The organism is Burkholderia sp. JPY481 (assembly GCF_038900515.1).
In the GTDB taxonomy this organism is placed as follows: domain Bacteria; phylum Pseudomonadota; class Gammaproteobacteria; order Burkholderiales; family Burkholderiaceae; genus Paraburkholderia; species Paraburkholderia youngii.
Window position 1 is genome coordinate 1 of record NZ_JAYMRT010000020.1, and the last position, 13585, is coordinate 13585.

At 62.5% G+C, this 13585-nt stretch carries 13 protein-coding genes; 4 read left to right on the forward strand and 9 right to left on the reverse strand.

Features of this window, described 5'->3' with window-relative positions; translation table 11 throughout:
• The 5 genes from VSR82_RS32245 to VSR82_RS32265 all read right to left on the reverse strand — a co-directional run.
• A partial coding sequence (locus VSR82_RS32245) for an ABC transporter permease subunit (RefSeq protein WP_498858387.1) occupies positions 1 to 514 on the reverse strand: 514 nt, incomplete at its 3' end.
• Positions 515 to 540: 26 nt separating this feature from the next.
• Positions 541 to 1491: a branched-chain amino acid ABC transporter permease gene (locus VSR82_RS32250; protein ID WP_368584793.1), complete on the reverse strand. Its 951-nt coding sequence runs from the start codon at positions 1489 to 1491 to the stop codon at positions 541 to 543.
• A 228-nt stretch (positions 1492 to 1719) separates the two neighbouring features.
• On the reverse strand, positions 1720 to 2922 hold the full coding sequence (locus VSR82_RS32255; protein ID WP_429458174.1) for a branched-chain amino acid ABC transporter substrate-binding protein: 1203 nt from the start codon (positions 2920 to 2922) through the stop codon (positions 1720 to 1722).
• A 542-nt stretch (positions 2923 to 3464) separates the two neighbouring features.
• On the reverse strand, positions 3465 to 4424 hold the full coding sequence (gene ispH, locus VSR82_RS32260) for a 4-hydroxy-3-methylbut-2-enyl diphosphate reductase (RefSeq protein WP_018437873.1): 960 nt from the start codon (positions 4422 to 4424) through the stop codon (positions 3465 to 3467).
• 2 nt (positions 4425 to 4426) lie between these two features.
• Positions 4427 to 4882: an FKBP-type peptidyl-prolyl cis-trans isomerase gene (locus tag VSR82_RS32265; protein WP_429458171.1), complete on the reverse strand. Its 456-nt coding sequence runs from the start codon at positions 4880 to 4882 to the stop codon at positions 4427 to 4429.
• Positions 4883 to 5093: 211 nt separating this feature from the next.
• Here VSR82_RS32265 and radC point away from each other — a divergent pair, with 211 nt between their 5' ends.
• From radC to nadB, 4 genes are all read left to right on the forward strand, one after another.
• The gene (gene radC / locus VSR82_RS32270) at positions 5094 to 6005 is read left to right on the forward strand and encodes a RadC family protein (protein WP_429458169.1); all 912 of its coding nucleotides are present in this window, start codon (positions 5094 to 5096) and stop codon (positions 6003 to 6005) included.
• A gap of 210 nt (positions 6006 to 6215) precedes the next feature.
• Positions 6216 to 6449, forward strand: coding sequence for a 50S ribosomal protein L28 (gene rpmB, locus VSR82_RS32275; protein ID WP_006050117.1), 234 nt, complete (start codon positions 6216 to 6218; stop codon positions 6447 to 6449).
• A 10-nt stretch (positions 6450 to 6459) separates the two neighbouring features.
• On the forward strand, positions 6460 to 6627 hold the full coding sequence (gene rpmG / locus VSR82_RS32280; protein ID WP_008919555.1) for a 50S ribosomal protein L33: 168 nt from the start codon (positions 6460 to 6462) through the stop codon (positions 6625 to 6627).
• Between the two features lie 227 nt (positions 6628 to 6854).
• Positions 6855 to 8453, forward strand: a complete 1599-nt coding sequence (nadB, locus tag VSR82_RS32285; RefSeq protein ID WP_429458167.1) for an L-aspartate oxidase — start codon at positions 6855 to 6857, stop codon at positions 8451 to 8453.
• Between the two features lie 123 nt (positions 8454 to 8576).
• On the opposite strand, the gene nadC is transcribed toward nadB, so the two are convergent.
• From nadC to VSR82_RS32305, 4 genes are all read right to left on the reverse strand, one after another.
• The gene (nadC, locus tag VSR82_RS32290; RefSeq protein WP_429458165.1) at positions 8577 to 9500 is read right to left on the reverse strand and encodes a carboxylating nicotinate-nucleotide diphosphorylase; all 924 of its coding nucleotides are present in this window, start codon (positions 9498 to 9500) and stop codon (positions 8577 to 8579) included.
• Entirely contained in the window at positions 9500 to 10639 is a 1140-nt protein-coding gene (gene nadA, locus VSR82_RS32295) for a quinolinate synthase NadA (protein WP_429461836.1), read from the reverse strand. The genes nadC and nadA overlap by 1 nt, the downstream gene beginning before the upstream one ends.
• A gap of 130 nt (positions 10640 to 10769) precedes the next feature.
• Complete coding sequence (locus tag VSR82_RS32300; RefSeq protein WP_176105247.1) at positions 10770 to 11966, reverse strand: DesA family fatty acid desaturase; 1197 nt, start codon at positions 11964 to 11966, stop codon at positions 10770 to 10772.
• A 200-nt stretch (positions 11967 to 12166) separates the two neighbouring features.
• A complete protein-coding gene (locus tag VSR82_RS32305; protein WP_429458161.1) occupies positions 12167 to 13555 on the reverse strand; it encodes a mechanosensitive ion channel family protein in 1389 nt (462 codons plus the stop codon).
• Positions 13556 to 13585 lie beyond the last annotated feature (30 nt).

Here is a 13585-nt window from a genome sequence, read left to right on the forward strand (position 1 = left end):
TGATGTTTACCGGACGGTCGAGGTTGTTCATGAAGATCCGCACGATTTCCCCGAAGCCGAGGGTCACGATCGCCAGGTAGTCGCCACGCAGACGCAGCGTCGGCGCGCCGAGCAGAATCCCGAACATCGCGGCCAGCGCCATCGCGATCGGCACGATGATCCAGATCGGCACGTTCAGACCGTGCGGCGCGAGCGCCGCGATCCACTCGAATTGCGTCGACAGGTGCGGCGAACTGAGCAGCGCGGCCGTGTAGGCACCGATCGCGTAGAACGCGATGTAGCCCAGGTCCAGCAGGCCGGCAAAACCCACCACCACGTTCAGGCCGAGCGCGAGCATCACGTACAGCATCGCGAAGTCGAGCACGCGGACCCAGTAGTTGCCGCCCGCCGCGCCGATGATCATCGGCGCCGCGATCACGAAGATCGTCGTCAGGATGCCGATGGTCAGCGTCTTCGTGCGGTTCTTTTCGGGAATGAGCGTCGTGGACGGCTCGATCGGTTGAATTGAGGTCATGATTGTTGACTCCTTGTGGCCCGGGATCAGGCGCGATCCGCGACACGTTCGCCGAGCAGACCCGACGGACGGAACACGAGCACGACGATCAGCACGATGAACGCGAACACGTCCTGGTAGTTACTACCGAACACGCCGCCCGTGAGGTTGCCGATATAGCCGGCGCCCAGCTGCTCGATCAGGCCAAGCAGCACGCCGCCGACCATCGCGCCGCCGAGATTGCCGATACCGCCGAGCACCGCCGCGGTAAAGGCCTTCAGGCCAGGGATGAAGCCCATGTAGAAGTGCGCGTTGCCGTATTCGGACGCGATCATCACGCCGGCGAGCGCAGCCAGCGCCGAGCCGATCATGAAGGTCGCCGAAATCACGAAGTTCGGGCTCACACCCATCAGGCTCGCGACGTTCGGATTCTCGGCGATCGCGCGCATCGCGCGGCCGAGCCTGGTCTTGTGCACGAGCAGCAGCAGGCCGCCCATCACGACGAACGCCACCACGATGATCACGATTTCGGTCATCGAGATCACGGCGCCGGGCGTCGTGTCGGTGGCCTTGATCACGTTGATCGGGTCGGTGGGCAACAGCTGCGGGAACGGCAGCGGATTGCGCGACCAGATCATCATCGCGAGCGTCTGCAGCAGAATCGACACACCGATCGCGGTGATCAGCGGCGCGAGACGCGGTGCGCGGCGCAACGGCCGGTAGGCCACGCGCTCGATCGTGTAGCCGACCACCGCGCAGACCGCCGCCGCGATGAGCAACGCGATGACCAGCGTCAGCACGTTGCCGAGGCCGGGAAAGTGGTTCTGCAGCACACCTATGGCGGAGAGCGCAACCATCGCGCCCACCATCAACACGTCGCCGTGAGCGAAGTTGATGATGCCCAGAATGCCGTAAACCATCGTATAGCCTAGTGCGATGATGGCGTAGACACTGCCAAGCACCAGTCCATTCAGGATCTGCTGGATGAAGATATCCATTTATTGCTCCTTAGCCCGTGCGACTGGATTCGCGTTTTTCATCTGCCGGTGGGCGGTGATGCACTACGAATCTCAACGGCACTGCGGGTACTGATGTAAAAGACCGGTAAGGGTTATCCGCTGCCGGCTTGCTCTGACGACCGTGATGCGGTCGCGAGCTCCCCTTGGGCGGATGCAAAAACGGCACCGTTGGATGGTGTCGGTGCCGTCAGGCCGAACTTCCCGTCATCACATCTTTACGACGTCGAGCACTGCTTTCTTGCCGTCCTTGAAGTCGTAAAGCGTAATGGCGCCCTCTTTCAAATCACCCTTGTCGTCGAACGCGATGTGGCCGATTACCCCGTTGTAATCGGTCGAAGGCATCGCAGCCAGCACCTTGGGCGCCTCGATCGAATTAGCGCGCTTCATTGCATCGACGATCACGTACACAGCGTCATACGTGAACGGCGCGTAAATCTGCACCGGCGTGTGGAAGCGGTCCTCGTACTTCTTTTCGAAGTCCGCTCCGTTGGTCATTTTCGAAAGCGCGAGTCCTGCTTCCGAACAGACCAGGTTTTGCACGGCGGTACCCGCCAGCTCACCTACCTTGTCGGTACACACACCGTCGCCGCCAAGGATTTTTGCCCTGATACCGAGCGCCGCCGCCTGCTTCGTAAACGGCCCGCCCGTCGCGTCCATGCCGCCGAACATAATCGCGTCCGGCTGAACACTCTTGATCTTCGTGAGAATGGCCCGGAAATCCGTGGCCCTGTCGTTCGTCGCCTCCCGCGCGACGATCTTCGCGCCGCTCGCCTCGGCGGTCTTCGCGAATTCGTCCGCGAGACCTTTGCCGTAGGCGGTCGCATCGTCCACGATCGCGATCCGTTTGGCGCCCAGCGCCTTCGTCGCGTAATTGGCGAGCGCGGGACCCTGTTGCGCGTCGGTCGCGACTACCCGATAAGTCGTCTTGAACCCCTGCTGCGTGTAGGCCGGATTCGTCGACGACGGCGAGATCTGCACGATGCTCGCGTCGCTGTAGATCTTCGACGCCGGAATCGAGACCCCGGAGTTCAGGTGCCCGATCACCGCGACCACGTGATCGTCGACCAGTTTCTGCGCGACGGCGGTACCCGTTTTCGGGTCCGCCGCATCGTCCTGCGCGTCGAGTTGCAGCTGGATCTTGCGACCGTCGATCGTCAGCCCCTGCGCATTGATTTCCTCGACCGCGAGGCGCGCCCCATTTTCGTTGTCCTTGCCCAGGTGCGCGATGCCGCCCGTCAACGGGGCCGCATGACCGATCTTTACGATAGTCGCTTCACTCGTGGCGGCGACCGCCGCGGACGAAGCCGCCGATGCGCCCGCACCCGCTTCGCCATCCTGTTTCTTGCCGCACGCGGTCAGCATCGCAACCGCGGCCGCGATGGACACGGCGTAAGCAATTTTGACTCGCATCAAGTAAGGTCTCCTGCGCCTTGCAAAATCCACTGTCCAGGACCTCAAGGCCTTGAGAACGCGCGCATTGTAACTCCAATTATGCGGGTGGCAATATTGTTGAACCGGTGGGGTTTTCCTGCATTGCAACCTGATGTTGAAAGCAAAATTCGCTAAAAAGAGCAACCCGGTTGCGATCCGTTTGCGTGCATCAGTTGCACCGCCGCCGAACCCGATGGCATCAAGTGTTGTGGCCAGTCGGCTTGAATGCCGGATGGGCCGGGGCTTGCGTCCGATACGTCCTTTTATCTCGCGTGCGTCAAGAGCACCAATTCAGTGCATGATTAATTCTTCTCAAGCTCCTTACTTATGTTAAAACGGGGACGCATCGCTCGAAAATCAATAAAAGACCCGATCACAATTCAAAATAGTTTGTGCGCGAGAGCACTGAAACGTCCGAATTCATTCGATCAGGCACCTATTTTCTCAGCGACCCCACAGAGTCGCGCCCAAAAAAAGCGCGCCCTCGGGCGCGCTTTCCTTTCAGCGATGCTAACGGATTGTCAGGCTGGCAGGCCGAGCCCGCGCGGCAGCGGAAACGCGATGTTTTCCTCGATGCCTTCGAGCGCGCGCACGTTGCGCACACCCAGCTCACGCAGACGCGCGATCACTGCCTGCGCCAGCACCTCCGGCGCCGACGCACCAGCGGTCACGCCGATGCGGCGCTTGCCCTCGACCCAGACAGGATCGATCTGATCGGGCGAATCGACCATATAGGCCGGCACACCGAGCTTCTCTGCAAGCTCGCGCAAGCGGTTCGAATTCGAGCTGTTTGGACTGCCGACGACGATCACGACGTCGCACTGCGGCGCCATGAACTTCACGGCGTCCTGGCGATTCTGCGTGGCGTAGCAGATGTCCTGCTTCTTGGGCTCACGGATGGACGGATACTTGGCCTTCAGCGCACCGATGATTTCGGCGGCGTCGTCGACCGACAGCGTGGTTTGGGTGACGAACGCGATCCGCTCGGGATCGGCGAGCTGCAACGCCTGCACATCCTCGATATCCTCGACCAGATGCATGCCCTCGGCCGCCTGACCCATCGTGCCTTCCACTTCCGGGTGGCCTTTGTGGCCGATCATCACGATGTCGAAACCGTCCTGGCGCATCTTCGCGACTTCGATATGCACCTTGGTCACGAGCGGACAGGTGGCGTCGTACACCCGCAGCCCGCGCGACTCCGCCTCCGAACGCACGGCCTTCGACACGCCGTGCGCGCTGAAGATCACCGTGTTGCCCGCCGGCACTTCCTCCAGGTTCTCGATGAAGATCGCTCCCTTCTTACGCAGGTCTTCGACCACATAGGCGTTATGGACGATTTCGTGACGCACGTAGATCGGTGAGCCATACAGCTTGATGGCCCGCTCGACGATCTCGATCGCCCGGTCGACGCCGGCGCAGAAACCGCGTGGCTGGGCCAGCAGGATCTCCGCTTCGGCAAGAGTCGTATCCGTGATGCTCATGTTTACAAAATCCCGATGATTTTCACTTCAAACGCCAGCGCCTGGCCGGCAAGCGGGTGATTGAAATCGAACAGGGCCGACGTTTCGCCGACTTCCTTCAGCACGCCGGCGTAGCGCCCGCCGCCCGGCGCGTTGAATTCGACCAGGTCACCCGGGGAAAAATCCTCGCCGATCATGCTGTTCTCCCGCAGCGTGGCGAGGGACACGCGCTGGATCAGATCCGGATTGCGCGGGCCGAACGCCTGACCCGGCGTTAGCTGAAAGGTCGAATGGTGGCCCACCTTCAAACCCAGCAAAATATCTTCCAGCGGCGGCGCCAATTGACCTGCACCGAGCAGCAACGTGGCCGGCTTGTCGTTGAACGTGTTGATCACTTCGGCGCCATCGGCAAGGGAAAGCCGGTAATGCAGCGTGACGTGTGAACCGGGTTTCACCTCGGAAATATCGATGATGCTCATGCAATGCTCGCTCAGTCGAAGCGCGCTGCACGCGTGCGCCGCGGGCGCAGTCGACGCGTGTGGCAGACCGTCGGGGTGCCGTGCGCAAAGCGTCTATTGTAAGCCACCTAGCGGGCGCCGGCTTGAGTCCGTCGCGCGCGTGGGCGGCACGGCCGTCCGGCGCGTTGCGCCGCTTGTGCGCCGTCAACCTTACGCGGAGGACTCTATATATATGGCTGATTTCGCCAGCACAATCGACGAAACACCTGCAGCAACGCTGCGACCGAAGGCGCGGGCACGCGCCACAGGCGGCGTGAAAGCCGCTTCCAACCGGTCGGCCAAGACTCCTTCGGAAGCCGCCGACTCGGCCGTCCGCAGCCGGCGGCAACTGTTCCGGGGCAAATGGCTCCGGCGCGACATGCCGCGCGAGCGACTGATCGACCAGGGCCCCGACGTGCTGTCGGACACCGAAATGATCGCGCTCGTGCTCGGCTCCGGCCTGCCCGGTCACGACGTGTTCAGCGTCGCGCGGGCGCTGCTCGATCGCTTCGGCTCACTGCGCGCGATGCTCGACGCGACTTATCAGGATTTCGACGGCATTCGCGGCATTGGCCCGGCAAAAAAGGCGCAATTGCTAGCGATCATGGAAATGGCGCGTCGCTCCCTCGTGGACAAGATGCGCAAGCGCCCGCTGATGAATTCGCCCGAAGCAGTCGAAAGTTATCTGCGCCTTCTGATCGGTGGACAGCCGCAGGAGGTGTTCGTGTCGCTGTTCCTCGACGCGCGGCATCGGCTGATCCGCTGCGAGGAAAGCGCGCGCGGCTCGCTCACGCGCATGGCCGTGTATCCACGCGAGATCGTGCGGCGGGCGCTCGCCGCGAACGCGGCCAGCCTGATCGTCGCGCACAATCATCCGTCCGGCGCCGTTGAGCCGAGTGCCAGCGACTGCCGCCTCACGCAGACACTGCGCGACGCGCTCGCGCTCGTCGATGTGCAGCTGATCGATCATCTGGTAATCGGCGCGGACAGCGTATACTCGTTCGCCCGCGCCGGCTGGCCGGGGCTCGCGCGTAAGCCCGCTGGAGCGCGGGAAGCGGAAGGGCCACCCCACAGTGCCGTGTCCCGCATCGCAAATAAGGTTTGATTTTGCGGCTTTTTTTCTGCTAGAATTCCGGTTTGCCTATTTCCAACCCCCTGTTCCGAAGCCATCAAGGCGTTCCGCAAAGGTCAGGCGGCTGTGGTAGCGAAGTGCCTCGATGCAAATTCGGCGCAAGTTCGTACACTCTCAGCGCGGCTCTTTTCGGGAAACTTTCACGGCGTTCGAACTCAGAATTAGCGTATTAGGAGTGCTCTCATGGCACGCGTATGCCAAGTAACTGGGAAAGCGCCGATGAGCGGCAACAACGTTTCCCACGCGAACAACAAGACCAAGCGCCGGTTCCTGCCGAACCTGCAAAGCCGCCGTATCTGGGTGGAAAGCGAAAACCGTTGGGTGCGTCTGCGTATTTCGAACGCTGGCCTGCGCCTGATCGACAAGAACGGTATCGACGCTGTGCTCGCAGACCTGCGCGCACGCGGTGAAGCCTAAGGAGTAAATCATGGCGAAAGGCGCACGCGACAAGATCAAGCTGGAATCGACCGCAGGCACGGGTCACTTCTACACGACCACGAAGAACAAACGCAACATGCCGGAAAAGATGCTGATCAAGAAATTTGATCCGGTCATCCGGAAGCACGTTGACTACAAGGAAACCAAGATCAAGTAATCTTGGCTCTCCAGCCTGACGAAGGCAAGAAACATGAAAAGCCTCGCATCCGTGCGAGGCTTTTTTGTTTTTGGGCGGTCTTCGCGATAGGGCAGCAATGCGCGCGCAAATCGCCCTATTCCGTTCAGCCAGCTTTCGCTAGTGCGTCGTGGCGCGTATCCTTTGTCGTTTTCGCGGCGTGCGGTTCGCGCGCAGTCATCGCAATATGAAAGACGGAGATGTGGGCAATGGAATTCGATGTGGCGATTGTCGGTAGCGGTCTGGCTGGATTGAGCGTCGCGCTCAATCTTGCGCAGACACGGCGCGTTGCTGTGATCGCCAAGCGATCGCTGACCGAAGGCGCGAGCGACTGGGCGCAAGGCGGCATCGCCGCGGTGCTGGATTCCGCGGATAGCGTCGAGAATCACGTGCGCGACACGCTGATTGCGGGTGGCGGTCTATGCGACGAGGCTGCGACGCGCTTCATTGTCGAACATGGGCGCGCCGCGATCGAATGGTTGATCGAGCAGGGCGTGCCATTCACGAAAGACGACGCCGCCGAGCTGGGCTTTCATCTGACGCGCGAAGGCGGCCATAGCCATCGCCGGATCATTCACGCGGCCGACGCGACCGGCCATGCGGTCGTCGCCACGCTCAGTGAGCAGGTGCGCCATCATCCGAACATCGTGCTGTTCGAAGATTATCACGCGATCGACCTGATCACGTCCGAACGTCTCGGCCTACCCGGCCGCCGCTGCCATGGTCTGTATGCGCTCGATCTGCAAAGCGGCCGCACCGTTACGATCGAAGCGCCGCATACGGTGCTCGCGACCGGCGGCGCGGGCAAGGTCTACCTCTACACGACCAACCCCGACACCGCGACCGGCGACGGCATCGCGATGGCATGGCGCGCCGGCTGTCGCGTGGCGAACATGGAATTCATCCAGTTCCACCCGACATGCCTGTTTCACCCGTACGCGAAGTCGTTCCTGATTTCGGAAGCAGTACGCGGTGAAGGCGGGATTCTGAAGCTGCCGGACGGCACTCGCTTCATGCCCAATCACGACGAGCGCGCGGAGCTTGCGCCGCGCGATATCGTCGCGCGGGCGATCGACTTCGAGATCAAGAAACGCGGCATCGACTGCGTGTACCTCGACATCAGTCACCAGCCGGCCGCGTTCCTGCACGAGCATTTCCCGACGATCCTGGCCCGTTGCCTCGAGTTCGGCATCGACATCACAAAACAGCCGATTCCGGTGGTACCGGCCGCGCATTACACGTGCGGCGGCGTCGTCACCGATCTGGCGGGGCGCACTGACCTCGCGGGTCTCTACGCGGTCGGCGAAACGTCCTGCACCGGCCTGCACGGCGCGAACCGGCTGGCCAGCAATTCGCTGCTCGAATGCCTCGTGGTTGGCCGCGCGGCCGCCGAGGCGATCGAAGCGGAAGGCTTCGCCGCCGCCGTGCACGCGCCGCTGCCGGCTTGGGACGAAAGCCGCGTGTCCGATCCGGACGAGGAAGTGGTGGTCGCGCACAACTGGGACGAACTGCGCCGGCTGATGTGGAACTACGTCGGCATCGTGCGCACCGACAAACGGCTCGAGCGCGCGAAGCACCGGCTCGCGCTGTTGCGTGACGAGATCCACGAGTACTACGCGAACTTCAAGGTGAGCCGCGATCTGCTGGAGCTGCGCAATCTGGTCGACGTGGCGTCGCTGATCGTGGACGGCGCGCGCTCGCGGCGCGAAAGCCGCGGCCTGCATTTCAGCCGCGACTGGCCTGCCACATTGCCCAAGGCGCTGCCGACGGTGCTCACGCCGAAATATGTCCGAAGGCCGAATGCCTGACGGCATCGCGCCGAAGCACACCCTGAAACGGCGCCGTAAATAACACGGCCATTGCCGGCAAACTCCGGCAATGCCTTGTTCGGTCGTCAGGAGCGTCGATCGATGCGCTAAAACGCGCGACGCTTAAACGATCCGCATCGAGTAGTCGGTCGCACGCACGTCCTTGGTCAGCGCGCCAATCGACACGCGATCCACGCCCGTCTCCGCGATCGTGCGCACGGTCTCGAAATTGACGCCGCCGGACACCTCGAGCACCGCGCGACCGGCCGTGATGCGAACCGCGTCGCGCATCATGTCGATTGAGAAGTTGTCGAGCAGGATCGACTGCGCGCGATGCGCGAGCGCGGTTTCCAGTTGTTCGAGCGTCTCGACTTCGATCTGGATGGGCACGCCCGCATTCAACGCGTGCGCCGCATCCATCGCCGCACCCACGCCGCCGGCCGCCGCAATGTGGTTTTCCTTGATCAGAATGCCGTCGTACAGCGCGAGCCGCTGATTGGCACCGCCGCCGACGCGCACCGCGTACTTCTGCGCGAGCCGCAATCCCGGCAGCGTCTTGCGCGTATCGAGAACGCGTGTGCTCGTATGGGCAATCGCGTCGACATAGCGGCGGGTCGCGCTTGCCACGCCCGACAGCAACTGCAGGAAATTCATCGCGTTACGCTCTGCGGTCAGCAGCGCGCGCACCGGCCCGCGCAGATCGCAGACCGTCGTATCGGCGCTCATGCGCTCGCCCTCGCGGTAACGCCATTGAACTTCGATGCGCGGATCGACCGCACGCATCACCGCGTCGAACCAAGGCACGCCGCACAGCACCGCCTCCTCGCGCACGATGATGCGCGCGTTGCGAACGTCATCGGCAGGCACGAGGCGGCCGGTCTGGTCGCCGCTACCGATATCTTCGGCGAGCGCATCGGCGACATTGCGCGCGAGCGCCGCGTCGAACGCCGCGCCGTACTGCGCGTGAATCTCCGCGAAAAGCGGCGATGTTGCGTCGGCCTCATCGCGCGCCACTGCCTGCTCAGGCGCCTTCTGCACCGCCGTCATTACGCTGCTCCCACGTTCGAATACAGTTGCGCGTCGCGCGCAAGATCGCCGCTCGCCTGCACGCGCTTCTTGTGACGGGCCGCGAAATCGAGCATACGGTCGATCGGCAGACGCGCCCGCTCGCCGATCGCGCGATCGACGAAGATCTCGTTATGGCCGCGCTCGAGCACATCGGCCAGATTCGCGAGGCCGTTCATCGCCATCCACGGGCAATGGGCGCAGCTCTTGCAGGTCGCGCTGTTGCCGGCCGTCGGCGCGGCGATCAGCGTCTTGCCGGGCGCGGCGAGTTGCATCTTGTGCAGGATGCCGAGGTCGGTCGCGACGATGAAGTGCGTCGCGTCGAGCTTCTGCGCAGCATCGATCAACTGCGTGGTCGAGCCAACCACGTCCGCCAGCGCGACCACGTTGGCCGGCGACTCCGGATGCACGAGCACCTTCGCGTGCGGATATTCGGCGCGCAGCAGATCGAGCTCGATGCCCTTGAATTCGTCGTGCACGAGGCACGAGCCCTGCCACATCAGCATGTCCGCGCCGGTCTTGCCCTGGATGTAGCTGCCCAGATGACGGTCCGGTGCCCAGATGATCTTCTCGCCTCGCGCATGCAGATCGGCGACGATTTCCAACCCGATCGACGACGTCACCATCCAGTCCGCGCGCGCCTTCACGGCCGCGCTAGTGTTCGCGTACACGACCACCGTGCGGTGCGGATGTGCGTCGCAGAACGCCGAGAACTCGTCGACCGGACAGCCGAGGTCGAGCGAACAGGTCGCGTCCAGATCCGGCATCAGAATGCGCTTATCTGGACTGAGAATTTTTGCGGTCTCACCCATGAAGCGCACGCCCGCGACCACCAGCGTCTGCGCTTCGTGATCGCGCCCGAAGCGCGCCATTTCCAGCGAATCGGCCACGCAACCGCCGGTTTCGTCTGCAAGCTCCTGCAATTCAGCGTCAACATAATAATGCGCGACCAGCACCGCTTTCTCGCGCTTGAGTAACTCGCGGATGCGCGCCTTCAGCGCCCGCTTCTCTTCCGCCGACGGCGTCTCGGGCACCTTCGCCCACGCCTGCCCGATCCCGCAGGTCGTGCCCTGCGCCTGAGGCCGATCGAATTCGACGGTCCTGATCGCCTGCTGCTCCATCATCTCCTCTGCCCTCACCTGGCCGCCGCGGCTTGCCACTCGCGCAACACGCGCAACGCATTTGCACGGCCCAAAAATGCAAAACCCCGCCAACGCGGGGTTTTGTGACGTCCTTAAATTTTAATAGATTTCAGGCATAGCGACGCAGTCGCATCGCGAAGTCTTGCAGCGCCTTGATCCCGCTCTGCTCGGCGCGATGGCACCAGTCCTGCAATTGCGCCAGCAATTGCTCGCGCGACGCGTTGGAGCGCTCCCACATCGCTGCCAGTTCGTTGCGCATGTCGATGTAGGTCTTCAGCTTCTGGCTGCTCGCAAAAATTTGCGGCAGCTGGAGCCTCTGCGGCTCATTGAGGCCCGCCTCTTCCTTGTGGAACCAGCTACGCGCACCGCGCATCACCTGATACTTCTCGCGTGCGCCGACTTCCTTCAGATGCGCGAGCTCCTGACGGTACGCGCGCTTGATCGCCTTCGCGTAACGCTCCATCACTTCGTAGCGGTTCGCGAGCACGGCCTGCAGCGTGTCCTGATCGAGCACGAGCTTGCCGGTGGTCAGCCGCGGCGTCGGCGCGATCTTCTTCACCTTGGCCAGACGAAATGCCTGCATGATGCGGATGTACATCCAGCCGATGTCGAACTCGTACCACTTGTTCGACAGCTTCGCCGACGTCGCGTACGTGTGGTGATTGTTATGCAGTTCCTCGCCACCGATGATGATGCCCCACGGGAAAATGTTGGTGCTCGCATCCGACGAATTGAAGTTGCGATAGCCCCAGAAGTGCGCGAGGCCGTTGACCACGCCTGCGGCCCAGAAAGGAATCCACACCATCTGCACGGCCCAGATGGTCAGACCGACGACGCCGAACAGCGCGACGTTGATCACCATCATCAGGCTCACGCCGAGAATCGGGTATTTCGTGTAGACGTTGCGCTCGATCCAGTCATTCGGCGTACCGTGACTGAACTTGCGCATCGTTTCTTCGTTTTTGGCTTCGGTGCGATAGAGTTCGGCGCCTTCGAGCAGCACCTTCCAGATGCCGCGCGTCTGCGGGCTGTGCGGATCCTCTTCGGTTTCGCACTTCGCGTGATGCTTACGGTGAATCGCGGCCCACTGGCCGGTCAGCATACCGGTGGTCATCCACAGCCAGAAACGGAAAAAATGGCTGGCGATCGGGTGCAGATCCAGCGCGCGATGCGCCTGGCAGCGATGCAGATAGACGGTCACGCCGATAATCGTGATGTGCGTCACGATCAGCGTGTACACGACGAGTTGCCACCACGAGAAATGCAGCAGTCCGTGGGCAAGGAAATCGAGCAAAGAATTCAACAAGGTAAGTTACCTGCAGAACGAGAGATACGAAGCACACGCGGCGCGTGTGTCATGAAAGTGAAAGCATACAGCGGGATAGGACGATATTCTACTGGAAGCGTTCCAAGTGTTTGTAACAAATAGGGATTTTTTGTGCGCTATCAAGCTGCTAGCGATTGTCTCGGAACTGGCGCATCACTTGCGAGGGCCAAAAGCTGGGCCTAACGACCGTCGTTGGTGGCCCCGTCGGCGGCCCTGAGCGCTGAATCGGTCGCGGCCTCGTGCGCGGGATCGGTCATTACTTCCGGGTGCGGCATTGCGCCGCCTGCCTGACCGACGATGCGCACCTCACGTTGCGCAAGCGGAATCCTGATGCCGTGCTCGGAAAAGAGGCGCCAGATGTTCCGGTTGACCGCCGAGAGCACGCCACGTGTGCCGCTCGCCGCGTCTTCGATCCAGAAGCCCAACTCGAGATTGACGCCGTCCGGGCCGAAACCGACCAGAAATGGCGTCGGCGCCGGCTCGCTCAACACCCGCGGCACGTCGGCGGCGGCCAGGGCGAGCAGCGTCATCGCCTGCTCGACGTCGGATGTGTAGGCGATCTGCACGGGCACCCTCGCGTGGCCGCGAGTCAGAAACGACGACTGGTTCTGTACGACGTCGGTGATCAGCTTCTCGTTCGGAATCAGCGTTTCGATACCGTCGAGTCCGCGCACGACCGTATAGCGCGTGCGGATCTGCGTGACGCGGCCCTGCAGGCCGCCCACGTTGATCGTGTCGCCGATCCGCAACGAGCGGTCGAGCAGGATGATGAAGCCCGACACGTAGTTGCTCGCGATCTTTTGCATGCCGAAGCCGAGCCCGACGCCGAGCGCGCCGCCGAACACGCCGAGCACCGTGATGTCGATGCCGACGATCGACAGGCTGATCAGGATCGCCGCGAGCACGAAGGCCGCGCGGCCGACGCGCGCGACCACCACCTTCAGGTTCGCGTCGAGCGTCTTGGAGCGCATCAGGCGATCTTCGAACGACGAGCCGAGCCACATCGCGACGATCATCGTGACGGCGACCCACAACAGCCCCGTGATCAGCGACAGCAGCGTCATATGCGCATTGCCGACGCGGAAGCTCACGCTGTCCATCCATGCGATCACGGCATTCTGAATGCCCAACAGCGTGAGCACCATGCCGACCCAAACGACCACCGACACGATTTTCTCGACCAGAAACAGCCACGGATGCTCGCCCCCTTCGCGGTTGAACACCCGCCGCGCGAAGAAGAACACGATGTAGATCAGCCCGATGCCGACGAGCGGCACCAGCGCCAGATCGAGCAGCGCGGTGTCCATGAACTGGCCGGCGATCGCCCGCGCGAGCCACACGAGCGCCGCGCCGATCAGCGGAAAAGCCGCTCGATCCAGACTTTCCATGCCGAAACGCAGGCTCTCGTAGCGCGGCGATTGCGACCGCTTGATCCGGCGACGCAGCGTCCGCGCGACCAGCCATGCGACGAGCAGCGTCCCGAGCAGGATCGCGACCTGCCACAGCATCACGGGCTGACCGAAGTCGCGCGCGATGTCGCTGAACATGTGGGGGAAAATCGTGTGCATGGATGTCGCCGAAATCGCCGACACGTGCGG